At 67.3% G+C, this 22,827-nt stretch carries 26 protein-coding genes; 12 read left to right on the top strand and 14 right to left on the bottom strand.

Annotated features, from left to right (window positions below):
* Together BST42_RS11230 and BST42_RS11225 are read left to right on the top strand one after the other, a co-directional pair.
* Complete coding sequence (locus BST42_RS11230; RefSeq protein ID WP_083118648.1) at positions 1-1,227, top strand: cytochrome P450; 1,227 nt, start codon at positions 1-3, stop codon at positions 1,225-1,227.
* A 1-nt stretch (position 1,228) separates the two neighbouring features.
* The gene (locus BST42_RS11225) at positions 1,229-2,173 is read left to right on the top strand and encodes a tellurite resistance/C4-dicarboxylate transporter family protein (protein ID WP_083118647.1); all 945 of its coding nucleotides are present in this window, start codon (positions 1,229-1,231) and stop codon (positions 2,171-2,173) included.
* Here the strand turns inward: BST42_RS11225 and BST42_RS11220 are convergent.
* Positions 2,141-2,962 (bottom strand): mycofactocin-coupled SDR family oxidoreductase, encoded by an 822-nt coding sequence (locus BST42_RS11220; protein ID WP_083118646.1) that lies wholly within the window; start codon positions 2,960-2,962, stop codon positions 2,141-2,143. The genes BST42_RS11225 and BST42_RS11220 overlap by 33 nt on opposite strands.
* Positions 2,963-3,013: 51 nt before the next feature.
* Here BST42_RS11220 and BST42_RS11215 point away from each other — a divergent pair, with 51 nt between their 5' ends.
* Positions 3,014-3,667, top strand: a complete 654-nt coding sequence (locus BST42_RS11215) for a TetR/AcrR family transcriptional regulator (protein WP_083118645.1) — start codon at positions 3,014-3,016, stop codon at positions 3,665-3,667.
* Here the strand turns inward: BST42_RS11215 and BST42_RS11210 are convergent.
* The 7 genes from BST42_RS11210 to BST42_RS11180 all read right to left on the bottom strand — a co-directional run bounded on the left by BST42_RS11210 (position 3,655) and on the right by BST42_RS11180 (position 9,972).
* Positions 3,655-4,401 (bottom strand): amidohydrolase family protein, encoded by a 747-nt coding sequence (locus BST42_RS11210; RefSeq protein ID WP_083118644.1) that lies wholly within the window; start codon positions 4,399-4,401, stop codon positions 3,655-3,657. The genes BST42_RS11215 and BST42_RS11210 overlap by 13 nt on opposite strands.
* Positions 4,398-5,960: a GMC family oxidoreductase gene (locus tag BST42_RS11205; RefSeq protein ID WP_083118643.1), complete on the bottom strand. Its 1,563-nt coding sequence runs from the start codon at positions 5,958-5,960 to the stop codon at positions 4,398-4,400. Before BST42_RS11205 ends, BST42_RS11210 begins: the two co-directional genes overlap by 4 nt.
* 38 nt (positions 5,961-5,998) lie before the next feature.
* Positions 5,999-6,424, bottom strand: a complete 426-nt coding sequence (locus tag BST42_RS11200; RefSeq protein ID WP_083118642.1) for a hypothetical protein — start codon at positions 6,422-6,424, stop codon at positions 5,999-6,001.
* Entirely contained in the window at positions 6,424-6,951 is a 528-nt protein-coding gene (locus tag BST42_RS11195; RefSeq protein WP_083118641.1) for a hypothetical protein, read from the bottom strand. The genes BST42_RS11200 and BST42_RS11195 overlap by 1 nt, the downstream gene beginning before the upstream one ends.
* Positions 6,948-8,303: an aromatic ring-hydroxylating oxygenase subunit alpha gene (locus tag BST42_RS11190; protein ID WP_083118640.1), complete on the bottom strand. Its 1,356-nt coding sequence runs from the start codon at positions 8,301-8,303 to the stop codon at positions 6,948-6,950. Before BST42_RS11190 ends, BST42_RS11195 begins: the two co-directional genes overlap by 4 nt.
* 96 nt (positions 8,304-8,399) lie before the next feature.
* Positions 8,400-9,260 carry a PDDEXK-like endonuclease domain-containing protein gene (locus BST42_RS11185; RefSeq protein WP_083118639.1) on the bottom strand — a complete coding sequence of 287 codons (861 nt, stop codon included), beginning with the start codon at positions 9,258-9,260 and terminating at the stop codon, positions 8,400-8,402.
* Between the two features lie 73 nt (positions 9,261-9,333).
* Positions 9,334-9,972 carry a hypothetical protein gene (locus tag BST42_RS11180; protein ID WP_083118638.1) on the bottom strand — a complete coding sequence of 213 codons (639 nt, stop codon included), beginning with the start codon at positions 9,970-9,972 and terminating at the stop codon, positions 9,334-9,336.
* A gap of 51 nt (positions 9,973-10,023) precedes the next feature.
* On the opposite strand from BST42_RS11180, the gene BST42_RS11175 reads away from it, so the two are divergent.
* From BST42_RS11175 to BST42_RS11160, 4 genes are all read left to right on the top strand, one after another.
* Positions 10,024-10,920, top strand: a complete 897-nt coding sequence (locus BST42_RS11175; protein ID WP_083118637.1) for a phosphoribosylaminoimidazolesuccinocarboxamide synthase — start codon at positions 10,024-10,026, stop codon at positions 10,918-10,920.
* Entirely contained in the window at positions 10,917-13,028 is a 2,112-nt protein-coding gene (locus BST42_RS11170) for a S9 family peptidase (RefSeq protein WP_083118636.1), read from the top strand. The genes BST42_RS11175 and BST42_RS11170 overlap by 4 nt, the downstream gene beginning before the upstream one ends.
* On the top strand, positions 13,025-13,513 hold the full coding sequence (locus BST42_RS11165) for a glutathione peroxidase (RefSeq protein ID WP_083118635.1): 489 nt from the start codon (positions 13,025-13,027) through the stop codon (positions 13,511-13,513). Before BST42_RS11170 ends, BST42_RS11165 begins: the two co-directional genes overlap by 4 nt.
* Before the next feature lie 68 nt (positions 13,514-13,581).
* Complete coding sequence (locus BST42_RS11160; protein WP_083118634.1) at positions 13,582-14,286, top strand: DUF2334 domain-containing protein; 705 nt, start codon at positions 13,582-13,584, stop codon at positions 14,284-14,286.
* On the opposite strand, the gene BST42_RS11155 is transcribed toward BST42_RS11160, so the two are convergent.
* Genes BST42_RS11155 through BST42_RS11145 form a run of 3 tightly spaced genes read right to left on the bottom strand, consistent with a single transcriptional unit; the run spans position 14,275 to position 16,113 of the window.
* Positions 14,275-15,081, bottom strand: coding sequence for an SDR family oxidoreductase (locus BST42_RS11155; protein ID WP_083118633.1), 807 nt, complete (start codon positions 15,079-15,081; stop codon positions 14,275-14,277). The genes BST42_RS11160 and BST42_RS11155 overlap by 12 nt on opposite strands.
* 18 nt (positions 15,082-15,099) lie before the next feature.
* Complete coding sequence (locus tag BST42_RS11150) at positions 15,100-15,441, bottom strand: hypothetical protein (protein ID WP_083118632.1); 342 nt, start codon at positions 15,439-15,441, stop codon at positions 15,100-15,102.
* A 33-nt stretch (positions 15,442-15,474) separates the two neighbouring features.
* The gene (locus BST42_RS11145; RefSeq protein WP_083118631.1) at positions 15,475-16,113 is read right to left on the bottom strand and encodes an MBL fold metallo-hydrolase; all 639 of its coding nucleotides are present in this window, start codon (positions 16,111-16,113) and stop codon (positions 15,475-15,477) included.
* A 10-nt stretch (positions 16,114-16,123) separates the two neighbouring features.
* On the opposite strand from BST42_RS11145, the gene BST42_RS11140 reads away from it, so the two are divergent.
* The 3 genes from BST42_RS11140 to purQ are packed head-to-tail and all read left to right on the top strand — an operon-like array spanning position 16,124 to position 17,769.
* Positions 16,124-16,801, top strand: coding sequence for an ATPase (locus BST42_RS11140; RefSeq protein WP_237159360.1), 678 nt, complete (start codon positions 16,124-16,126; stop codon positions 16,799-16,801).
* A gap of 54 nt (positions 16,802-16,855) precedes the next feature.
* Positions 16,856-17,095 carry a phosphoribosylformylglycinamidine synthase subunit PurS gene (gene purS / locus BST42_RS11135; RefSeq protein ID WP_083118630.1) on the top strand — a complete coding sequence of 80 codons (240 nt, stop codon included), beginning with the start codon at positions 16,856-16,858 and terminating at the stop codon, positions 17,093-17,095.
* Positions 17,092-17,769, top strand: coding sequence for a phosphoribosylformylglycinamidine synthase subunit PurQ (gene purQ, locus BST42_RS11130; protein WP_083118629.1), 678 nt, complete (start codon positions 17,092-17,094; stop codon positions 17,767-17,769). The genes purS and purQ overlap by 4 nt, the downstream gene beginning before the upstream one ends.
* A gap of 151 nt (positions 17,770-17,920) precedes the next feature.
* On the opposite strand, the gene BST42_RS11125 is transcribed toward purQ, so the two are convergent.
* Both BST42_RS11125 and BST42_RS11120 read right to left on the bottom strand, forming a co-directional pair.
* Positions 17,921-18,718: a family 1 encapsulin nanocompartment shell protein gene (locus BST42_RS11125; protein ID WP_083118628.1), complete on the bottom strand. Its 798-nt coding sequence runs from the start codon at positions 18,716-18,718 to the stop codon at positions 17,921-17,923.
* On the bottom strand, positions 18,718-19,740 hold the full coding sequence (locus tag BST42_RS11120; protein WP_083118627.1) for a Dyp-type peroxidase: 1,023 nt from the start codon (positions 19,738-19,740) through the stop codon (positions 18,718-18,720). The genes BST42_RS11125 and BST42_RS11120 overlap by 1 nt, the downstream gene beginning before the upstream one ends.
* Positions 19,741-19,782: 42 nt before the next feature.
* On the opposite strand from BST42_RS11120, the gene BST42_RS11115 reads away from it, so the two are divergent.
* Positions 19,783-21,054 (top strand): M18 family aminopeptidase, encoded by a 1,272-nt coding sequence (locus BST42_RS11115; protein WP_083118880.1) that lies wholly within the window; start codon positions 19,783-19,785, stop codon positions 21,052-21,054.
* Between the two features lie 6 nt (positions 21,055-21,060).
* Here BST42_RS11115 and BST42_RS11110 read toward each other — a convergent pair whose 3' ends face one another.
* Complete coding sequence (locus tag BST42_RS11110; RefSeq protein ID WP_083118626.1) at positions 21,061-21,453, bottom strand: nuclear transport factor 2 family protein; 393 nt, start codon at positions 21,451-21,453, stop codon at positions 21,061-21,063.
* Between BST42_RS11110 and BST42_RS11105 the strand changes: the two genes are divergently transcribed.
* Positions 21,452-22,822: a cation:proton antiporter gene (locus BST42_RS11105; protein ID WP_276010204.1), complete on the top strand. Its 1,371-nt coding sequence runs from the start codon at positions 21,452-21,454 to the stop codon at positions 22,820-22,822. The genes BST42_RS11110 and BST42_RS11105 overlap by 2 nt on opposite strands.
* The last annotated feature ends 5 nt before the right edge of the window (positions 22,823-22,827 follow it).

Raw genomic sequence — 22,827 nt, 5'->3', positions numbered from 1 at the left:
ATGTTGCTGCGCGACATCGACTTCACCGACCTCGACAACTTCGCCGAGGGTTTCCCGCATCACTTGTTCGCAATCCACCGTCGTGACGCGCCGGTGTACTGGCACGCACCGACCGACAACACGCCGGACGGCGAAGGATTCTGGTCGGTGGCCACCCATCCGGAAACCCTTGCCGTGCTGCGGGATCAGGACACCTACTCGTCGGTGACCGGCGGTGACCGCCCGTTCGGCGGCACGCTCCTGCAGGATTTGTCGATCGCCGGTCAAGTGCTCAATATGATGGACGACCCGCGCCACACCCGCATCCGACGACTGGTCAGCTCGGGCCTGACCCCGCGGATGATCGGCCGGGTCGAAGACGATCTGCGGCAGCGTACCCGCGTGTTGTTGGACGCGGTCGAGCCTGGGGTCCCCTTCGATTTCCTGGTCGAGGTCGCCGCGGAACTACCCATGCAGATGATCTGCATTCTGCTGGGAGTGCCGGAGAGCGAACGACATTGGTTGTTCCGTGCGATCGAACCGAGCTTCGACTTCGGGGATTCCCGCAAAGGTGAGATCGGCACCATGTCGATCGAAGAGGCGGGATCACGGATCTACGCCTACGGCTCCGAGCTGATCGCGAAGAAGCGTGCCGAGCCCGGTGACGACATGCTGTCGGTGGTGGCCAATGCCACCGTCGACGATCCGGATGCGCCGTCGCTCAGCGACATCGAGCTGTACCTGTTCTTCAATCTGCTGTTCAGCGCGGGAGCCGAAACCACCCGTAATGCGGTCGCAGGCGGCCTGCTGGCGTTGGCGCAGCACCCCGATCAGCGCATGCGACTGCGGGCGGATCCCGCGCTGTTGCCGACCGCGGTGGAGGAGATCGTCCGCTGGACCTCGCCGTCACCGTCCAAGCGGCGCACCGCAACACGGGACACCGAGCTCGGTGGGTGCTCGATCCGGGCGGGCGACAAGGTGCTGGTGTGGGAGGGTTCGGCCAACCGCGACGGCTCGGTGTTCGACGACCCAGACTCTTTCGACGTGGGCCGTAAGCGCAACCCGCACTTGGGGTTCGGGCAGGGTGTGCACTACTGCCTTGGCGCCAACCTGGCCCGGCTGGAGTTGCGGGTGCTCTACGAGGAACTGCTGACCCGCTTCCCGGAGATCGCGGTGGTCAAGCCGGTCGAATGGGCCCGCAGCAACCGGCACACCGGCATTCGGCACCTCTTCGTCGAGCTTGGCTGACATGCGGCCACCGCCCGACGTGTTCGCGGCGGTGATGGCCACCGGCATCGTTTCGATAGCTGCCGCCGACCACGGATATCGCTGGATCAGCGTGGCGCTGGCCGTGATCGCCACGGTTGCGTTGCCGGTGCTCGTCGTGGCGTGCGCGCTCAGCTGGCGGCGGTCAACACCGGACTTCGGCGACCCCGACGTGCTGCTGCGGCTGTTCACCTACGTCGCGGCGTGCGCGGTGCTCGGTACACGCCTGGCGGACTACCGCACTGTGCTGTGGATCCTCGCCGGTCTGGCACTGCAGTTCTGGCTCACGCTGACGCCACTGGTGGTCCGGCGGATGTGGCGGATCCGCTGGGTCGGGTTGCGCGACCGTTCGCATGGCGCGTGGGAGCTGGCCAGTGTGGCCACCTCAGGGCTGGCCATCCTGTCCGCGGATCTGCACTGGCTGTTCGGCGCACTGTTGTTCTGGGTGCTGGCGCTGGTGGCATACGTCGCGATGACGGCGCTGATCCTCTGGCGGGCCTTCCACGAGCGGCTGAACCCGGACGGGTTCGACCCGGACGGATGGATCCTGATGGGCGGCTTGGCGATCGCGACCCTCGCCGGTGAGCGGATCCACCGCATCTGGCCGTCGGACGCCGTCGTCGCGATCACCGTGTTCACCTGGGTGGTTGCGACACTGTGGATTCCGGTGCTGGCCTACTTCGCGATCCGGCGCATCGACTACCACCCGGGCGGGTGGAAGTTCAGGGGAGTGTGGTGGGCGATGGTGTTCCCGCTCGGCATGTACTCGGCGGCCACGTTCGCGACGGCAGCCGAAACGGGGTGGCGCGGATTGACCACCGTCTCGCTGGTGTTCTTCTGGTTGGCGTTGAGCGCATGGGTCATTCTGGCCGCGGGTGGGCTGCTCTACCTGCGGTCACATCACCGCGTGACCGGCATCGACCGGTAGCGCGACGCCGGTGATGTAACGGGCCTTGGGGCCGGCCAGGAAGACCACCACGTTGGTGACATCCTCGGCCTCGACGAACGGGACCGGCAGCAGATTGGCCGACAACGCGGCACCGTTGGGGTTCTCCTGGAACGTCCGCAGCGTGTGGTCGTTGAGGATCATCGGGGTGCCGACACCGCTGGGGTGCACCGTGTTGACCCGGATGTTGTGCTGGGCATAGGCATTGGCCGCCGAGCGCATCAGCCCGACGACGCCGTGCTTGGCCGCGGCATACGCGAACATCGCCGCGCTACCGTCGCCACCCTTGCCGACCAGACCCTGCGCCGAGCTCGTCAAGATGATCGAGCCGCCGCGGCCCTTGCGGATGATCGAAGGCACGGTGGCGGCGATGGTGTGCCACACCCCGTTGAGGTTGGTCTCGACGATGTCGCGGTACACCTCGGTGTCCAGCGGATCCTTGAGGCCGATCGCGACAACGCCGGCGTTGGCCACGACGACGTCGATCTCCCCGAGCGCGTCCACACCGCTGCGTACCCCGGCCGTCACGGCGTCGAGATCGCGCACGTCGGCGACGACCGGAACGATGCGCCTGCCCTGGGCCTCGACGAGGCGGACGGTCTCGTCGAGATCGTCCTTGGTGGCCAGCGGGTAGGGGATCGAGTCGATGTCGGCACAGCGGTCGATCGCGATGATGTCGGCGCCCTCGGCTGCCAGAGCGACGGCATGACTGCGGCCCTGGCCGCGGGCTGCGCCGGTGACTACTGCGACGGTGTCGATGAGGTCTGCCACGACGCGGACTCTAACCGATCGGCTCACGTCTGTGAGAAGCTTCTGAAAGCGATGGCGAAACCCAAAGGTGCAGCGTCGGCCAATTCCTCGCTCCTCGGCCGGCCGGTGGGCGCCAACAGCGAGGAGACGAGGCGGCGCATCCTCGAGGCGACCATGCGCTGCGTCGCGGCCGTCGGCTACTCGCGGACGACGATCCGCGAGATCGCCCGCGAGGCGCACATGACCAGCGGCAGTCTCTATCACTACTTTCCGAACAAGGCTGAACTCGTCAAGGCCACCTTCGACGAGGTCGCGACCATCGCGGTGCCCCGCCTGGAACAGGCCGCCGAAGACAACGCGGCCACACTGGACAAACTGATGGCTGTGCTGGACGAGAGCGTGCGGGTGATGCAGGACTACCCGCTCGCCGTCGCGTTCGACCGGGCCATCCGCGCCGAGAGCCCGCAGCACCTGCACCTCGCCGAGAACAGCGACACCCGATTCGTCGCGCTGCGCAACCTGATCCGGGACATCCTCTCCCAGGGTGCCCGCGAAAAGGTGTTGGGTCGCGGGGTCGACGTGGAAAGTGCGGCCAACGCGGTGTACATGATCTTCCGGGGTCTGAACGAATACGCCGCCAGCACACCGCCGCCCGAGGAATACCACGCGACGGTGGCTGCGCTTAAACAGCTGCTGCGGGGCCAGCTCTTCGGTCAGAGCCGGTAGAAGTTCCGCGCGTTCGTCGCCAGCACCGCATCGACGTGGTCGGCGCCGACGGCATTGGCTATCCGCTCGATATCGCTGTCCTGGAATGGAATTGCCGCTCGGGTGGAGGGCAGGTCACTGCCGAAGATCAGCGCGGCGGGGTTCGCGGTCACGATGTCGCGCATCAGGGCGTCGGGGTCGGTGACGCTGATCCGGCCGAAGCCGGTGGCCTTCACCACCGCGCCGGACTCCACCAGCCGCAGCAGCGCTCCGCCGGTGTCGTCGGACATGGCCAGGTGGTCGATGCTGATCTGGGGCAGGGCGGCCAGGATAGGTGCCAGCTCGGTGAAATCAGCGGCGTCGAGATAGAACTCGCAGTGCCAGCCGGCAACCTCGTGCACGCGGCGGGCCAGGGTGTCGACGTCGTCGAGTGTCGCCGATCCGCCGCGGTACAGGTTGAACCGGACAGCGCGGACGCCGGCGCGGTCGAGTGCGAGGATCTCGCCGTCGGTGCTGTCGCCGGCGATCTGGGTGACGCCGACGAATCCCGGACCGAGTTGTGCCAGAGCATCTTTCAGGTAGTCCTGGTCGAATTCCTGAAAGGATCCGCTGACCACGGCACCGCCGGTCACCTCGAGTGGGTCGACACGCTCGCGGTAGTCGGCGACGGTGAACGCTGCCGGCAGGTAACCGTTGTTGGGCACCAGAGGAAACCGGGGATCGATGATGTGGAAATGCGCGTCAAAGATGGTCACCGGTCGGCCTTGATGAAATCGGCGCACCGCTCACCGACCAGGATTGCCGGGGCGTTGGTGTTGGCGCGGGGGATACGGGGGAACACCGACGCGTCGGCCACCCGCAGGCCGGTGACGCCACGCACTTTCAGGTTCTCGTCCAGTACGCTGTCGGTCTCGCTGCCCATCGCGGCCGAGCAGGCGGGGTGCCCGGTGGTGGCGACCGAACTACGCAGCCACGCCTCGATCTGGCCGTCGGTGACGGTGTCCGAGCCGGGGTGCAGTTCGGTGGTGATCACCGAGGCGAACGGCTCGGTGCCGACGATCTCTCGGGTGCGTCGCACGATGCGGATGAACGCCTGCACGTCGTCCGGGTGTGCCAGGGTGTTGAGCCGAATCTCCGGCGGCACATGTGGATCCGCGGACTGTGCCAGCACGGTGCCGCGGCTTTTCGGGGTCCAGTAGGACTGCAGCACCGACGAGGCGCGGCGAAGCTCTTGCTCCATCGCGATCAGGTTGACGTAGCTGGGGGAGTGGATCAGCTGGAAATCCGGGGCAGGCAGGTCGGGGTGGGACCGGACCTGCGCGATCGCCTCCATCGCATTGCTCGTGAGTTTTCCGGTACGCCGAAACAACCATCGCAGCAACCACTGTGGTTTCTGCGCATCCGACAGGCCGATGAAGCCGGGGTGTACGTCCCAGCTCATCGCTGCCGCCGGATGATCCGTGAGGTTGGTTCCCACCCTGGGGCTTTCGACCACCGGCGTGATGCCCGCCGCGCTGAGGTGATCGGCCGCGCCGATGCCGGAGAGCTGCAGCAGCTGTGGCGTTCCGTACGCCCCCGCCGACAGGACGATCTCGTGGTCGGCGGAGACGATATGCCGCCGCCCCTTGCGTTCGTACTCCACGGCCACCGCGCGTTCGTCGCGAATCACCACCCGGTGCACCAGCGCCCCGGTCACGACGGTGAAATTCGCACGGCGCCGGGCCGCAGGCAGATACGCCCGAGCGGCGTTCCAGCGCTGCCCCTTCCAGACCGTCACCGGCGCAACGGAAGACCCATCGAGATCAGGTCCGCCGATGTCCTCGTTGTCGCTGACACCGGCGGCGCGAGCGGCGTCCACCCATCGAATGGAGGTCACGTCGGGCTCCGCCAGCCGGGTGATTCGGACCGGGCCGGCGGTGCCGTGCGACGGGCCGCCCAGATAGTGCGACTCGATCCGGCGGAACACCGGCTCGACATCAGCCCACCCCCAACCGGGCAGGTCCCAGCCGTCGTAGTCGAGTTGGGTGCCCCGGATCCAGACCATCGCGTTCATCGAGCTGGTCCCGCCGAGAACCCGCCCCCGGGGTTGCGGGATGACCCGGCCGTCACACGCCGGTTCCGGAGCCGTGCGGTAGTCCCAGTCGGTCGGGCCGCCCATCTGCGCGGCGAAGGCCAGCGGCGCCCGCACCGTCAGGCGCCGGTCCGAACCGCCTGCTTCCAGCAGCAGGACCCGTGCATGTCCTTCGGCCAGGCGGGCGGCCACCGCACAGCCCGCCGACCCTGCACCGATGACGACGTAGTCGTAGTGGGCCACGGTTGTGGACTGTACTGCGCGACCGGTCCGCCGCTCCGCTAGATCTCGACGCCGCAGTAGCTCGCCAGCATGTCGGGATCGGGGAGTGCCATTTGGAGGTATACGCCGATGCGGGTGATCTTTCCGCTCGGGTCGAATTCGTAGACCGACACCGAGTTGACCGAGTTGCTGAAATCGCCGATTCTGCTGCGCTCTTCGAGCTCGAGGAACACCACGTTGCCGGCTTCGGTGACCCGCTTGAACTCCGACTCCCACTCCGACGACGTCGCCCAGTTGGTCAGGAACGCGACGTAGTCGTCCCAGTTCATCACCTCTTTGAAGTTGCCCACCCGCACGAAGTTCGGTGTGTCGATGAGCTCGGCCAGCGGCGCCCAGCTCTCGGTGGAGAAGCCGGGCTGTTTGGCCTCGTCGACCAGCCGCTTCATCAGAGCGCTGTAGTCCAGCACGGTCTGCGACAGGGTCATCAGACGGTCAGCCTCTCCTCGGCCAGCCGTCGGTCCAATGCGTCGGTGTATTCGTGCGTTCCGTGGAACGGGCCGTGCACCCCGATCGCGACGTCGAGGAAGTCGCTGTACTCGCTGTTGACGTGGGTCTCCCAGCGCACGACCTCACCGTTGTCGTCGGTGTCGATGAAACTGTATGAGTAGAAGCCCATTACGGCACCGGTGTCCTTGTTGGTGCCCTGCCAACGGGTCTTCATCACAAAGCCGTTGTCGGCAGGCCAGTGCTTGAAGTCGACGGGCTTCCAATCCGGGAAGCGCAACGAGTAGACCTTGGCCTCCATGGTCGACGCGCGGGCGGACTCTTCGGGAAACTCGCTGAGCTTGAACGCCTCATCGCCGGTGAAGTATGGCGAGGCATACATGCAGTCCGGGTGAAACTTCCAGACGTCGACGAACTTCTCGCCGTCCTGCACACCCTGGCGCAGGTAGGCGTCACCGTAGGCCCTGGCCATCCGATTGTGCAGCGATATGCGGTCTTCGAGGTTCACTGTGCGGCCTTTCCTGCCATCCATCGATCCATGGTGTCGTGAAACTTTGCGACGACGATCTCCTCGCTCACCAGCATCAGGTGATCGAGGCTCTCGTTGCGCAACCCGGCCTGCTGACGCTGCATCTGCTCGTAATCCTGTTGCAGCGCTTCGAAATACTTGTAGCTGCCTGGTTCGTCGACCTCGGTCAGGTCCACCGAGAACTGGTCGGCTATCTCCTTGGGCAGATACATGTAGCTCGCGACATGCCAGACGCACCGGTTGGGGTCGCCGTCGGGGTGCGGCCTCGCCAAGATCACGTGGCACTCGCCGGCCCTGATGGTCATCATGAAGTTGGGGAACAGGAACCAGCCGTGGTTGTCGCTCATCTGGGCGTCGGTCAGGCCGCTGACATCCAAGCCAATCTCGGTGAGGTGCGCACGGGTCGCCTTCTGCAGCAGCGTGCGCGCCGTAACCCCGTCGGGGAAGCCGATGGAGCCGTCATCGGCGGTGTACTCCTTGACGAGTTCTTGGAATCGTGGGATCACCGCGACCGTGCCCGGGAAGGTCTCGGGCAGCGACAGCGTGCCCTCGACCTGCTTTTCGGGGGTCGCCCCGACGACGTCGAAGGGGGCTATCGCGATGGTGTGGTTCTCGAAGAACTTGTAGCGCGTGGTCTCGGGCGCAATGTTGAGCACTGCCAGCAGCTGCGGGTGGACTCCATTGACGTGATAGCCCTCGTTGAAGGCGTCCATCACGACTTTCCAGTTGCAGTCCAGAGCTTCTCGGACGTTCATCACCGTCGACATCAGTTCGAGGTGATACGGCTGTAGCGTCGCCATCGCCTCCGCACCGATCCAGTCCGCAAGCGGTTGGGCGGCGGGGTCGGGGTTGATGAAGATGAAGCCGCCGAAGGTGTCCACCGGAACTGTGATCAGCGAGTTGTCGTTCTTGTCGATGCCGCCCGCGTTCTGTTCCCGCAGCAGTCCCTTGAGTCGGCCGTCGAGGTCGTAAGACCACAGGTGGTACTGACACAGGAACCCGCGCTTGGCATTGCCGGTGCGGCCCTGGCAGATGGCATTTCCGCGATGCCGGCAGGCGTTGACGAAACCGCGCAGTTGCTCGTCCTTGCCCCGCACGATGAGGAAGGACTGGTCGTAGATCTTGTATTCCATCCAGTCGCCGACTTTGGGAAGGTCGTCCACCCGGCCGGCGATCTGCCAGGTCTTCATCCAGATCGCCGCACGCTCGCGGTCGGCGTACTCCCGCGAGCGGTAGCGGTCCGCGGAGATCCGGGATTGGAATCTGCCCGCCAGATCGTCGAGTCCCGGTGCGTGGTCGACCCATTCGCCGGGCAGGGCGGTAGACGTCATCGATGAACCCCTCTCGTGGTCTGCTGGCGATAGTAATCAATCGTTTGATTGATTACTAGTGAAAGATGCGGCGCGGTTTCCGGGGTACAGCCCCGGTTATCGCGCCGAGATGGCGGCGCGTACCTGAGCGAGCACCCGGCTGGGATGTTGCGTCAGGTCCAGCCAGGTGAAGCGAAGGACCTGCCAGCCCTGCAGAGCGAGCCGGTTCTGCCGCGTGCGGTCGTTCTGGAAAGCGGCCTGGTCGCTGTGGAACGCCCAGCCGTCGATCTCGATGGCCACCCGCTGAGCCGGAAAGGCAACGTCCACAACGTAATTGCCGACCGGGAAGTTGGCGCGCCAGCCGGTGATACCCGCCTGCGTGAGTAGGCGAATGATCAGCCGCTCGGCCTCGGAGCGCGCGCCGCCGGCGGCGGCGTCCAGCAGCTGCCGGCTTGCGGTGGACCCGCGGCGGCCGCGGTTACGGTCGTGTGCGCGTTCGAGGGCGGGCAGTTCGACGCGCCGTTGCAGAGCGGTGTCCATGATGGCCGCGCCACCGCCAGGCGATACGGCTGCTTCGATCACGGTCAGCGCGGGCGCCGTGACCCGCAGCGACCGGTGCTCGACGACATCGACCTCGGCGAGATCCCGCCGCCGCACCCGGGTCCCCGGGGCGGCGCGACCGTGGCTGTTGCGCGGCACGGTGATCTCGACCACGTCGGGGACTGTCACGGTGAGCCCCAACCACCACGCGGCGGCGAGTCCGCTCGCCGCGGCGCGATGCCCGCGACTCCATACCGCGGCCCGGATCCTGGCTGCAGGCGTGAACGGACGATCGTCGGCGAAGTACACCCCGGGACCGCAACGCCGCCACAGCCCGGCGCTGACCCGGTGTCGTACCGCGTCCTCGCTGAGCCCCGACCGACGCGCCTGCGCCAGCGTGACGACCCCGTCCTGGCGGCGAAGGTGATCTTCGAGCACACCAGATCGGACGCAGGCAGCCTCGCGCTGGTTCCCACCCGAATCGGGCGCGGTTTCCGGGGTACAGCCCCGGTTAGCGCGCCGGATTCCGCCAATAGCGCGGGGCGGCCACACCTGCCGAGCGCAGTTCGAGGGTGGCCAGGCCGCGGATCGCATACGGGTCCTCGCGCCGCCAGGCGCCGACCGGGTCGACGGTCACCTCGGCGAGCTTGCGCAGCGGCCGGTTGGCCAGGGCGCGCAGCGCCAGCAGCTGTTCACCGGCGGGGGTCCGGGTCAGCGCGATGACCGTCCACTTGCGGCGGAAGAACCGGATCCGCAGGAACAGCCACGGCATGCCGACGGCCAGGATCGGCGGTGCGGCCACCGCGAGCGCCAGCACCACCGCCAGCCAGCTGGCCGTGGTGTCCAGGTTGTGGCCCGCGCCCGCGACATCAAGGGCGGCCTCGCTGGCGGCCCGCAGCGGCTTGGCGACGGTGTCGCCGACCAACGGGATCTTGTGCGCGCTGTCGCCGGCGGAATGCAGATTGTCCGAGATCCCGGTGGCGCCGTCTTTGACCTGGCGGCCGACGTCGGCGATCGTGGTGACCGCGGTGTGCACCGCCAGCCCGACCATGACCCACACGGTGATCCACGAGGCGACTGCCACGTCGCTGACCAACTGCGCCAGCAGCCGGCCCGGGGTGGTGGCGTAGGGCAGGAACCGCGATCTCATGGCTCGATCCCAGCACAGTCGCGCCAAGTCAGCGGCCGTTAGGCTGACGCGATGTCCCGCCCCGCTCTGAGCGACTATCAGCACCTGGCCAGCGGCAAGGTCCGCGAGATCTACCGGATCGACGATGAACACCTGTTGTTCGTCGCCAGCGACCGGATCTCGGCCTACGACCACATCCTGGACAGCCTGATTCCCGACAAGGGCCGCATCCTCACCGCGATGAGCGTGTTCTTCTTCGATTTCATCGACGCGCCCAACCATCTGGCCGGCCCGCCCGACGACCCGCGGATCCCCGCCGACGTGCTGGGTCGCGCGCTCGTGGTGCGGCAGCTGGAGATGGTGCCGATCGAATGCGTTGCCCGCGGCTACCTGACCGGCTCAGGCCTGCTGGACTACCAGCGCGACGGCACGGTGTGCGGCATCGCATTGCCGCCGGGCCTGGTCGAGGCGAGCCGGTTCGACGAGCCGCTGTTCACCCCGGCGACCAAGGCCGAACTCGGCGAGCATGACGAGAACATCTCGTTCGACCGGGCCATCGAACTGGTCGGCCCGGTGCGCGCCAACCAGCTTCGCGAGCGCACGCTGCAGATCTACCTCCAGGCCGCCGACCACGCGTTGACCAAGGGCATCATCATCGCCGACACCAAGTTCGAATTCGGTGTGGACGCCGACGACCGGGTGGTGCTGGCCGACGAGGTCTTCACCCCGGACTCGTCGCGCTACTGGCCGGCCGACAGCTACCAGGCCGGTGTGGTGCAGCCCAGCTTCGACAAGCAGTTCGTCCGCAACTGGCTCACCGGGCCGGAATCGGGTTGGGACCGCTACGGTTCGGCGCCCCCGCCGCCTCTTCCGGACGAGATCGTCGAGGCCACCCGCGCGCGATACATTGAGGCATACGAACGCATTTCGGGACTGTCGTTCGACGACTGGATCGGAGCAGGCGCATGAACCCACCCGTCGCGAAGCGGGTCGACACCCGGCGCGTCTTCCACGACGACGTCTTCATGGACCCCTACGAATGGTTGCGTGAGAAGACCGATCCGGAGGTCATCGCCCACCTCGAAGCGGAGAACGCCTACGCCGACGAGGCCACCGCACATCTGGAACCGCTGCGGCAGAAGATCTTCGACGAGATCAAGGCGCGGACCAAGGAAACCGACATGTCGATTCCGACGCGACGCGGTGACTGGTGGTACTACGGCCGCAGCTTCGAAGGCAAGCAGTACGGCGCACACTGCCGCTGCCCGGTCGCCGGTCCCGACGACTGGGATCCGCCGGTGTTCGACGAGGACACCGACGTCCCGGGTGAGCAGGTACTGCTCGACGAGAATGCGTTGGCCGAGGGGCACGAGTTCTTCTCGCTCGGCGCCAGCAGTGTGAGCCTCGACGGCCACCTCTTGGCCTATTCGGTCGATACCGTCGGCGACGAGCGATACACGCTGCGGTTCAAGGACTTACGCACCGGTGAGCTGTACGCCGACCAGATCGCCGGGATCTCGTCCGGGGTGACGTGGGCGGCCGACAACGGATGCGTCTACTACACCACCGTCGACGAGGCGTGGCGGCCCGACACCGTCTGGCGGCACCGGCTCGGCTCAGGCCAGCCCGACGAGCAGGTGTTCCACGAACCGGACGAACGGTTCTGGGTCGGCATGGGCCGCACCCGCAGCAACAAGTACGTGATCATCGCGGCCGGATCGGCGATCACCTCGCAGGTGTGGGTGGGTGACGCCGCCGACCCGAACGCGGAGTTCACCTCGGTGCTGCCGCGCCGCGACGGTATCGAGTACTCGGTGGAGCACGCGGTGATCGGGGGCGAGGACCGCTTCCTGATCCTGCACAACGACGGTGCGGTCAACTTCACCCTGGTGGAGGCGCCGGTCAGTGACCCGACCGACCAGCGCACCCTGATCGCCGCACGCGACGACGTCCGCCTGGACGGGGTCGACGCTTTCGCCGATCACCTGGTGGTCAGCTACCGGCGGGAGGCGTTGCCGCGGATTCAGTTGTGGCCCATCGGCGCCGACGGCTACGGCGCGCCGGAGGAGATCGCGTTCGACTCCGAACTGGCCTCAGCGGGTCTGGCAGGCAACCCCAACTGGTCGACAGCCAAATTGCGGGTCGGCACCACCTCGTTCGTGACTCCGCTGCGCATCTACGATCTCGATCTCGCCACCGGCGAGCGCACCCTGCTGCGCGAGCAACCGGTGCTGGGCGGTTACCGCAGCGAGGACTACGTCGAGCGCCGCGACTGGGCGACCGCCGAGGACGGCACCCGGGTGCCGATCTCGATCGTCCACAAAGCGGGCATCGAATTCCCTGCTCCCACAGTGTTGTACGGGTACGGTGCGTACGAGTCCTCGGAGGATCCGCGATTCTCGGTGGCGCGCCTTTCGCTGCTCGACCGCGGGATGGTCTTCGCGGTCGCCCACATTCGGGGTGGTGGTGAGATGGGACGGCTCTGGTACGAGAACGGCAAGCTGCTCCAGAAGCGCAACACCTTCACCGACTTCATCGCGGTCGCACAGCATCTGGTCGACACCGGGCTGACCCGGCCGCAGAATCTGGTGGCACTCGGCGGAAGTGCGGGCGGTCTGCTGATGGGTGCGGTGGCGAACCTGGCGCCGCACCTGTTCGCCGGCATCCTCGCCCAGGTGCCGTTCGTGGACCCGCTCACCTCGATCCTCGACCCTTCGCTGCCGCTGACGGTGACCGAATGGGACGAGTGGGGAAACCCGTTGGAGAACAAGGACGTCTACTTCTACATGAAGTCCTACTCGCCGTACGAGAACGTCGAAGCCAAGGAATACCCGGCGATCCTGGCGATGACATCGCTCAACGACACCCGCGTTCTCTACGTCGAACCGGCGAAGTGGGTTGCCGCGCTTCGGCACACCAAGACCGACGAGCATCCCGTGCTGCTGAAAACACAGATGGCCGCAGGACATGGCGGCATCAGTGGCCGCTACGAGCGCTGGAAGGAAGCGGCGTTCCAGTACGCCTGGCTGCTGGCCACCGCCGGCGCCGAACAGCACGAGGTAACCTCACCGGCATGAGTCTGACCGACATCCCGCTCACCACCCTCGACGGTCAAGCGACCTCGCTGGCCGACTACGCCGACCGGGCGATCCTGCTGGTCAACGTCGCGTCAAAATGCGGCCTCACCCCTCAGTACGGGGCGCTGGAGCAGCTGGCCCGCGATTACGGTGACCGCGGCCTGACCGTGATCGGGGTGCCCTGCAACCAGTTCATGGGTCAGGAGCCGGGGACCGCGGAGGAGATCCAGACGTTCTGCTCCACCACCTACGGCGTGACGTTCCCGCTGTTGGCCAAGACCGACGTCAACGGCGACGACCGGCACCCGCTGTACGCCGAGCTCGCAGGCGTCGCCGACGGTGACGGCAAGGCCGGCGACATCGCGTGGAACTTCGAGAAGTTCGTGATCGCGCCGGGCGGGACGGTGGTCAACCGGTTCCGGCCGCAGACCGAGCCCGACGCCCCCGAAGTGATCGCCGCGATCGAGGCGGTTCTGCCGGGCTGATCCCAATGGTCGCCTGACTTCAAGGTGGCAGACACCGTGTGGACACCTGGAGTTGCCAGACTACGAGTGTGGCTGGACAACTCATCGTGTCGGTGTCCGGGATCAGTGATCGGACGCGCAGCGACGTCGAAGAGTTCTGCGCGGCGCTCGACAGTCGCGCGGTTCCGCTGTCGCTGCTCGTCGCCCCCCGGCTCAAGGACGGCTACCGACTGGAATCCGACGCTCGCACCATCAGCTGGCTGACGAGCCGACGGTCCGGCGGTGATGCGGTGGTGCTGCACGGTTTCGACGCCGCCGCCACCAAGAAGCGCCGCGGCGAGTTCGGTGCGCTGCCCGCGCACGAGGCGAACCTGCGGCTGATGGGCGCCGATCGGGTGCTCGAACACGTCGGTCTGCGGAGTCGGCTGTTCGCCGCCCCCGGCTGGACCGTGTCCGCCGGGACGGCACTGGCGTTGCCGCGCAACGGCTTCCGACTGCTCGTCGATCTGCACGGCATCACGGACCTGGTCACCGGCACCACGACACGCTCCCGGGTGGTCGGAATCGGCGAAGGATTCGTCACCGAACCCTGGTGGTGCCGCACACTGGTCCTGTCGGCGGAACGCACCGCGCGCCGTGGCGGGAACGTCCGATTGGCCGTCACCGCAAAGCAATTGCGTAAGGTCGGGCCCCGTCAGGCCATGCTCGACGCGATCGATCTCGCTCTGCTGCACGGTTGCACGCCCACGGTGTACCGGTGGGACCCGCAGATCCCCGCAATATCAGCCGCGTGAGCCGGACCCGCTCGCCGTCGTCGCCATGCCGCCGTCGACCGGGATGATCGCCCCGTTCACGTAGGACCCGGCCCGGCCGGCCAGGAAAATCGCGATACCGGCCATGTCATCGTCGCGGCCGATCCGCCCCAGCGGCGACGAGGCCGCGATCGCGTCCCCGAACGCATCCAGGGTGGCGGCCATCATCTTCGACCGGAACGGCCCGGGTGCCACCGCGTTCACCGTGATGTGTTGGGGGCCAAGCTCTTTGGCGAGTACCCGAGTCAACTGATGCACGGCCGCCTTGCTGGCCGAGTACGAGTAGGTGTTCATCACCGGCACGTGGATCCCGTCGATGCTGCCGATGTTGATCACCCGTGCGGGGTCGTCGGCGGTCGCGGCCTTGCGCAGCGCGCCGACCAGTTCCTGCACCAGCCAGAACGGCGACTTCACATTGAGGTCGAGCACCTTGTCCCAGGCCGAGGTCGGAAACGACTCCAGCGGCTCGCCCCACGTCGCCCCGGCGTTGTTGACCAGGATGTCGAGCTTGTCGGTGCCGGCCAGGACCTCGGCCGCCAGCCGCTTGCACTCCTCCTGTCGAGATAGATCGGCCGGGATCGCGCGGATCGTCCCGAATTCCGACAACTCGGCGACGACCTGCTCGCACTTGTCGGCCTTGCGGGAACTGATGATCACCTCGGCGCCGGCCTGCAGCAGCCCGCGGGCGATCATCACCCCGATGCCGCTGCTGCCGCCGGTGACCAACGCGGTCTTCCCGGACAGGCCGAACAGTCTGGTCAGGTCGGCTGTGCTCATCAATATCTCCCTGTGTCTCTAGTCCGGCGGCTGGTCGAGCAGGTCTTTGCGCCGCGCGTCCTGCTGTGCGCGAAGCGCCTTGATGTCGTAGCGGGGGTCACCGTCCAGATCGAAGACGGCTCGGTTCGAGGTGGCATCCCACCGCACTCCCACGATGTCGCCCACCGCCGGTTTCAATCCGCCGACGGTGAACGTCTCGGTGATCTCGAGGCGGACGGGTTCGGCACCCGGTGGGTGAACATCGACGACGAATTGGTACTTGCGGTAGTCGTTGGTCGCGATCTTGGCGGCCTGCTGCGCGTGCACGACGGTCGCCTGACAGTGTTGTCCGCGTCGACGCACCCGCCAGTTGTCGAACATCAGTTGGTCAATTCGCCTGTCCGCCTTGTGGACTCAAAACCGGAACGAACTCTCTTCCGGCAGCACCCGGAAGTCCGTGTCGGTCATCTCGGTGAGCCGACCGTAATAGATGCCGCGCGCCTCCGGGGCCACCACCCCCTGATGGATCGGGACCGCGTGCTCCGGCGCGACCGCCCGCAGATAGTCCACCGCCTCGGAGATCTTCATCCACGGGGCGGCCGCGGGAGTCGCCAGCACATCCACCGGCTCGCCGGGCACGAACAGCGCGTCACCGGGGTGCATGAGCCGGGCCGGGTGTTCGGCGTCGCCGACCAGATACGAGATGTTGTCGATGACCGGAATCTCCGGATGGATGACGGCGTGGCGCCCGCCCACCCCGCGGATGGTCAGACCCGCCACGCTCAGTTCGTCGCCGACCTGGACGGCACGCCAGGGTTCGCCCAGCTCGGCCGCGGTGGCCGGATCGGCGTAGAGCACCGCGTTCGGGTTGGCCTCCACCAGCGCCGGCAGCCGTTCGCGGTCGGCGTGGTCGGGGTGCTGGTGGGTGATCAGGATCGCCGAGAGGCCGGTCACGCCCTCGAAGCCGTGCGAGAAATTACCCGGGTCGAACAGCAAGGTGGCGCCGTCAAACTCGGCGAGAAGACATGAATGCCCGAAATGCGTCAGCTCCATGCTTACGATTGTGCGCGCACTGGAAGGCGTCGAATACATGCGGTTGGTCATCGCGGTGATGCTGGTGGCCTGCGGGCTCGCCCTACCGCCGCACGCTGCCGCCGACCCGGACACCTGCCCGCCCAACTGCGACCGCATTCCCGACGCGGCGTGGGTGGCCCCGTGGGCGATACCGCTGAACGCCCGCTACGCCTGGCCCCGGCTGGCCGGGGTGGCGGTTACCGCCGTCGCGCCCCGGTTCCGGTTCGAGGAGCTGTGCGGCACCCCGCCGGTGGCGCAGGATCCGCGCGCCTACGCCGTCGCCGAACGCGCGACCGTCGCCAACCCCGACGGCCAGTGGCAGCTGCACGCGCAGGTGATGCACTGGCGAGGAGAGACGTGGCGCGGCGGTCAGCTGGCGCAGGACGTCTTCCACACCGCGGTCGCCGCGTTGCGGTCCTGCCAGCGCACCAATCCGACAGCCTCGCCGTCGCTGACCGTCAACGAGCCCGACCGGATGGCCGCGGTGATCAGCGGTCCGGTGATCCTGCGCCAGTACGTGGTGGTCAACACGGCCAACAGCACGGTGACGGAGCTGGCGATGTGGTCAACCGCACCGCCGCAGACGCCATGGCCGATGGCCAGCGACGACAACCTGCTCGACGCCCTCGGCGCGCCGCTGTGCACCGCCTACATCGGGTCCTGCTGATGAGCCGCCGGTAGAGTTACACCGCAACATTCCCCGACGTCAGCAGGAGTGCCTGTGGCCCGAGTAGTGGTCAACGTGATGCCCAAAGCCGAGATCCTCGACCCGCAAGGTCAGGCGATCGTCGGTGCACTGGGCCGTCTGGGACACACCGGCATCTCGGATGTCCGGCAGGGCAAGCGATTCGAGCTCGAGGTCGACGATTCGATCAGCGACTCGGCGCTCGCGGAGATCGCCGAATCGCTTCTGGCGAACACCGTGATCGAGGACTGGTCGGTCGTCCGGGAGCAGCAGTGAGCGCCCGGATCGGGGTCATCACCTTCCCCGGCACGCTCGATGACGTCGACGCCGCCCGCGCGGTACGGCTCGCCGGCGCCGAGGCGGTCAATCTCTGGCACGGCGACGCCGACCTCAAGGGCGTCGACGCCGTGGTGGTCCCGGGCGGTTTCTCCTACGGCGACTACCTGCGCTGTGGTGCGATCGCGAAGTTCGCGCCGGTGATGGGTGAGGTGATCACCGCCGCCAAGGGCGGGATGCCGGTGCTCGGCATCTGCAACGGCTTCCAGGTGCTCTGCGAGGCCGGACTGCTGCCCGGTGCGCTGACCCGCAACGCCGGGCTGCACTTCATCTGCCGCGACGTCTGGTTGCGGGTGGATTCGATCACCAGCGCATGGACGTCGCGGTACGAATCCGGTGCCGAACTGCTGGTGCCGCTGAAGTCCGGCGAGGGCCGCTACGTGGCCGGCGAGGCCGTGCTCGACGAACTCGAAGGCGAAGGCCGGGTGGTGTTCCGCTACGCCGAGAACCTCAACGGCTCGATGCGCGACATCGCCGGGATCAGTTCCGCCAACGGGCGGGTGGTCGGGCTGATGCCGCACCCCGAACACGCCACCGAAGCGCTGACCGGCCCGTCCGACGACGGGCTCGGCATCTTCTACTCCGCGCTGGACGCGGTGCTCGCCGCCACCTAGGCGAGTTCGGGCGCACCATCACTGAGTGTGAACTTCAGGCAGGGGTAAGCACCTGCGCGCGAGAGGACCCGCGCCGAGATTGACGCGGGCGCGGACCCATCTCGTACTTTTCCTCGCTGGCGTCGATCTCGCCGAAGGCGCGAAGGAGAACTCAGGCGGTCAGCGCGACCGAGGCCTCAGCGGTGTAGCACAGGAACGTCAGCGTCTCCTCCAGGTACAGCTGTACCGTCTCCGCGTCATGGCTCAGGTAGCCGATCGCGACGTCGGTGCCCAGCTGCAGGTCGAAGTCGCCGCCGCGGGTGCTCAGCAGGAACGCGCCGTCGATCGCGGGCGCCCAGATGATCTCGCCGTCCACCAGCCGGTTGAGGTGCTCGCGGATCGGATAGCCGTGCTCGGTGGTCTCACTGACCTTGGTGTAGGCGTCGGCGGACAGCAGCACCGAGTAGGGACCGTCCACACCGGCCAGCCGCAGCTCGGAGAGTGCCTGGGCGAAGACGTCCGGGTATTCGCGGGCGTCCTCCGGCAGCGCCAGCGCCGGGTTGGAGCTGCACATCCGGATGCCGTCGATCGACGCGTCGGCGTAGCCCTCGAAGATCGCGCGATCCTCGATGAACGCCAGCTTCTTGGCCGCGGCCTTGACCGGATCCCAGTCCGAGTCCTGCGCGCCGCGCTCCACGTCGTCGATCGCGGTGCGCGACACCGTGAACGGCACCCGCAGCCGGACCAGTGGCTTGGACTCCCGAAGGTGCGCCACCACGCCGTCGGCCGGCGCCGCCACATCGCGCAGATGACCGGTGCTGACCCCGGCCGTCACCGGACCGCCCGGCTCGCTGACGTCGACGACGCGACGGCCGGCGATATGCCGCTTGAATGTGCGCGAAGCCTCCAATTCGATTTCACTCCAAGCCGATTCGGTGATCGGAGCGAGCTCGCGGTAGAGGTTGTTCATCAGGACTGTCCTTTCAGGCTGCCGATCGCCAATGAGCCGTCGGAGGTGGGGGCGGGTGCCGGGGGAGCTGCGTCGACGCCGCCGAAGCCCGGCCTCGGCGGCGGATCGTTGAGGAAATCGGTGATGGGAGTGAAGAACAGGGTGCCGGTGACGGCGGTGGAGAAATCCAGGATCCGGTCGGTGTTCCCCGGCGGGTCGCCGATGAACATGTTCTCCAGCATCTTCTCGGTGACGGCCGGTGAGCGCGAGTAGCCGATGTAATACGTGCCGAATTCGTCCTTGCCGATCTCCCCGAACGGCATGTTGTGCCGCAGGATCTTGAGTTCGTTGCCGTCGGCGTCCTCGATGACGTTGAGCGCGATGTGGGAATTGGACGGCTTCACGTCGTCGGCCATCTCGATGTCCTCGAGTTTCGTACGGCCGATTACGCGTTCCTGTTCGGTCACCGACAGCGACTCCCACGACGCCATGTCATGCAGGTACTTCTGCACATGTACGTAGCAGCCGCCGGCGAAATCCGGATCCTCGTCCCCGATTTGGCTGGCGCTCACCGCAAGTGGGCCGTCCGGGTTCTCGGTGCCGTCGACGAAGCCGAGCAGATCGCGGTTGTCGAAGAACTTGAAACCGTGCACCTCGTCGACGATCGTGATCGCACCCGCCATCGCCTTGGCGACCCGGCCGGCCAGCTCGAAGCAGACGTCGAGCACCTCGGCCCGAATGTGGAACAACAAGTCACCCGGAGTGGACGGGGCGTGGTGGCGGGCGCCGTGCAACTCGACGAACGGATGCAGATCCTTCGGGCGCGGCCCGGAGAACAGGCGATCCCACGCGTCCGATCCGATCGACGTCACCATCGACAGGTGCTTGGACGGGTCACGGAAGCCGATCGCGCGGACCAGCCCGGCCAGGTCGGGCAGCGCATCATGCACCGCGGCCTCGCCGCCGTCGTTGATCGTGGCCACCAAGAAGATGGCGGCGGGTGTCAGGGGAGCCAGTACCGGTTGCGGTAGCGGGGTGGGCACCGTCTGACCCTAACGAAAACGACGTCGGCGATGATGGTGATCATGTCCACAGCTGCCAGCGCGCGGGGATTGTGCGAGTTCATCGACGCGTCGCCGTCGCCGTTCCACGTCTGCCAGACGGCGGCGCAGCGGCTACGCGACGCCGGCTACACCGAACTGGCCGAGACCGACCGGTGGCCAGACCGGGGCGGCCGGTACTTCACGGTCCGGGCCGGCTCGCTGGTGGCGTGGGACAGTACCGACCCCGGCAGGCCGTTCCGCATCGTCGGCGGCCACACCGACAGCCCCAACCTGCGCGTCAAACAACATCCGGACCGGGTGGTGGCCGGCTGGCAGGTGGTGGCCCTCGAGCCGTACGGCGGGGCGTGGCTGAACTCCTGGCTCGATCGCGACCTCGGGATCAGCGGTCGGCTCTCGGTGCGGGACCGCGGCACCGACGGCGGGGTGTCGCACCGGCTGGTCCGCATCGACGCCCCGATCCTGCGGGTGCCGCAGCTGGCCATCCATCTCGCCGAAGACCGCGCGGCGGTGAAGCTCGATCCGCAACGCCATGTGAACGCGGTGTGGGGGCTGGGGGACACGCCCCGCTCGTTCCTGTCCTACGTCGCCGAGCATGCCGGCGTGAGCCCGGCCGACCTGCTGTCGGCCGATCTCATGACCCACGACCTGACCCCGTCGGCGCTGACCGGTGTGGCCGGCGAGTTCGTCAGCGCGCCCAGGCTGGACAACCAGGGCACCTGCTACGCCGGGCTGGAAGCGTTCCTGGCCGCCGAGCCGGGCGGCTACCTGCCGGTGCTGGCACTGTTCGACCACGAGGAGGTCGGCTCGACGTCGGATCACGGCGCCCAATCGGATTTGCTGCTGACCACGCTGGAACGCATCGTGCTGGCGGCCGGCGGCGACCGCGAGGACTTCCTGCGACGGCTCACCGCGTCGATGGTGGCCTCCGGCGACATGGCGCATGCGACGCATCCCAACTACCCGGACCGCCACGAACCCGGGCACCTGATCGCCGTCGATGGTGGCCCGGTGCTCAAGGTGCAACCGAACCTGCGCTATGCCACCGACGGCCGGACCGCGGCCGCCTTCGAACTGGCCTGCCGGCAGGCCGGCGTCCCGCTGCAGCGCTATGAGCACCGTGCCGACCTGCCGTGCGGCTCGACGATCGGGCCCATGACGTCGGCGCGTACCGGCATTCCCACCGTGGACGTCGGAGCGGCCCAGCTGGCCATGCACTCGGCCCGCGAACTGATGGGTGCGGCCGACATCATCGCGTATGCCGCTGCGCTGCAAGCATTTCTGGCGCCGCAGTAGCTGCGCTCAGCCGGGGAACTCCGCCGGGTCGTAGCGGATGACGTTCTCCACCACGATGCCGTCGCGGGTGCGAACGCGGTCGATCCCGCGGATGTGGAACGGCCCGCGTGGACCTGTTCCCGTCCCGACGTAATGCAGGAACACCAGCTCCTCATTCGCCGATTCCCCGGGAACCGTTGCGCTGTCGATCAATTCGAGCTGCAGGTCGGGGTAGGCCGTCAGCAGATCGGCGATCTTCTGCGTGTAGCCGTCGAGACCCCGAACCGGTTCTTGCTGTCCGGGCCAGTAGCCGACGATGTCGTCGGCGAGGATGTCCTGGCCCTGCGACAATTCGGGCGCGGCCCAAAAGGCGGCCCACATCTGCGCGTTGAACTTGTGCGTGGTTCGGATATCGGTCATGGTCGGCCTCCTGCATCGGGCGCTCGGTGTCGAGCGCGTCATCGCCAGCTTGTCGCCGTCGGCGCGGCCGCTCAATTACCCGCGAGGTCATGGCGGGTCAGCGCGCGCAGGCCGGGTGTCTGCGGAAAGATGCGTTGCTGTGGTGCAGTCGCTGATCGCGCTCTCGGTGGTGTTGGCGGTCTGGGCGCTGCTGGCCCGGCCGATGCAGCGGGGCCGGATCACCGCGCCGATCCTGCTGGTCGTCGTCGGGGCGGGTATCGAATACGGCACCTACCACGCGGTTGCCGACACGCTGAACTCCCAGGTCGCCCAGCATCTGGCGGAGCTGATCCTGGCGGTGCTGGTGTTCGTCGACTCCACCGACGTGCGCGGCGGGCTGTTGGGCCGCGACCCGCGCTCGGCGTTGCGGTTGCTGGGTGTCGCACTGCCGCTGAGCATCGGGCTGGCCTTCGCCCTTGGCTGGTTGCTGCTGCCCGGTGTCACCTGGCCGGTGCTGCTCGTGCTGGCCTGCATCGTGGTGCCGACCGATTTCGCGCCCGCGTCCCGGATCCTGCGCGACGCCCGGATTCCCGAGCGGGTGCGCGACCTGCTCAACGTCGAGGCGGGCTACAAAGACGGAATCATCGCGCCGGTGCTGGTCTTCGCGCTGGCACTGGCATCGGGTCCCAACGACGAAGAGCCGCCGATGGAGGCGCTCGCCGAGGCGCTTCCCGAGATCGGCATCGCACTGGTCGTCGGCCCGGCGGTCGGGTGGCTACTCGGCAGGCTGGCCAACGCCGCCGACCGCCGCAACCTGATGACCGACCAGTCCAAGCGGATCATCTACGTGGCCGCGCCGCTGCTGTCCTACTCGCTGAGCGTGGGCCTGGGCGGCAACGGGTTCGTGTCGGCGTTCCTGTGCGGGATGGCGCTGAACTATGTGCGTAAGGCCCAAGACAAACGCCGGGAACTCGAGCTCATCGACGACGTGGCCGTGCTGCTCACCGCGTTCATGTGGTTCGTGGTGGCCGGCATCGGCGTGATCGCGCTGATGTCGGGCGGTGTCACGTGGGGCATCGTCGGCTACACGGTCGTCGCGGTGACCGTCGTGCGGCTCATCCCGGTGATGTTCGCGCTGCTCGGATCGAGGATGGACTGGCGCGAACGGCTGCTGGTCGGCTGGCTGGGACCCCGGGGGACGACCTCGATCGTGTTCGGTCTGCTGGCGTTCAACGTGCTCGAAGGCGGCATCGAGAAGCAAGTGCTGTTGATCATGGTGCTGGTGGTGCTGAGCAGCGTGGTCGTCCACGGCCTGTCCGCCGGGGGCGTCGCGCATGCGTTCGCTCGGAGCCAAGCGCGACGGCACGGCGCTGCGCAGCTGCGCCACTAGACTGT

This window comes from Mycolicibacterium rhodesiae (genome assembly GCF_002086695.1).
GTDB lineage: Bacteria > Actinomycetota > Actinomycetes > Mycobacteriales > Mycobacteriaceae > Mycobacterium > Mycobacterium rhodesiae.
Note: the sequence above shows the minus strand (reverse complement) of the source record. Positions and strands in the feature narration are given on the sequence as shown.

What these genes read in the sequence shown, in the direction of transcription:
- BST42_RS11175 (WP_083118637.1), top strand. Translation starts at nt 10,024, where the DNA reads ATGTCCCGCCCCGCTCTGAGCGACTATCAGCACCTGGCCAGCGGCAAG.
- BST42_RS11125 (WP_083118628.1), bottom strand. Translation starts at nt 18,718, where the DNA reads ATGAACAACCTCTACCGCGAGCTCGCTCCGATCACCGAATCGGCTTGG.
- BST42_RS11215 (WP_083118645.1), top strand. Translation starts at nt 3,014, where the DNA reads ATGGCGAAACCCAAAGGTGCAGCGTCGGCCAATTCCTCGCTCCTCGGC.
- BST42_RS11115 (WP_083118880.1), top strand. Translation starts at nt 19,783, where the DNA reads ATGTCCACAGCTGCCAGCGCGCGGGGATTGTGCGAGTTCATCGACGCG.
- BST42_RS11165 (WP_083118635.1), top strand. Translation starts at nt 13,025, where the DNA reads ATGAGTCTGACCGACATCCCGCTCACCACCCTCGACGGTCAAGCGACC.
- BST42_RS11110 (WP_083118626.1), bottom strand. Translation starts at nt 21,453, where the DNA reads ATGACCGATATCCGAACCACGCACAAGTTCAACGCGCAGATGTGGGCC.
- BST42_RS11105 (WP_276010204.1), top strand. Translation starts at nt 21,452, where the DNA reads ATGGTCGGCCTCCTGCATCGGGCGCTCGGTGTCGAGCGCGTCATCGCC.
- BST42_RS11145 (WP_083118631.1), bottom strand. Translation starts at nt 16,113, where the DNA reads ATGGAGCTGACGCATTTCGGGCATTCATGTCTTCTCGCCGAGTTTGAC.
- BST42_RS11155 (WP_083118633.1), bottom strand. Translation starts at nt 15,081, where the DNA reads ATGAGCACAGCCGACCTGACCAGACTGTTCGGCCTGTCCGGGAAGACC.
- BST42_RS11150 (WP_083118632.1), bottom strand. Translation starts at nt 15,441, where the DNA reads ATGTTCGACAACTGGCGGGTGCGTCGACGCGGACAACACTGTCAGGCG.
- BST42_RS11225 (WP_083118647.1), top strand. Translation starts at nt 1,229, where the DNA reads ATGCGGCCACCGCCCGACGTGTTCGCGGCGGTGATGGCCACCGGCATC.
- BST42_RS11200 (WP_083118642.1), bottom strand. Translation starts at nt 6,424, where the DNA reads ATGACCCTGTCGCAGACCGTGCTGGACTACAGCGCTCTGATGAAGCGG.
- BST42_RS11190 (WP_083118640.1), bottom strand. Translation starts at nt 8,303, where the DNA reads ATGACGTCTACCGCCCTGCCCGGCGAATGGGTCGACCACGCACCGGGA.
- BST42_RS11170 (WP_083118636.1), top strand. Translation starts at nt 10,917, where the DNA reads ATGAACCCACCCGTCGCGAAGCGGGTCGACACCCGGCGCGTCTTCCAC.
- BST42_RS11180 (WP_083118638.1), bottom strand. Translation starts at nt 9,972, where the DNA reads ATGAGATCGCGGTTCCTGCCCTACGCCACCACCCCGGGCCGGCTGCTG.
- BST42_RS11230 (WP_083118648.1), top strand. Translation starts at nt 1, where the DNA reads ATGTTGCTGCGCGACATCGACTTCACCGACCTCGACAACTTCGCCGAG.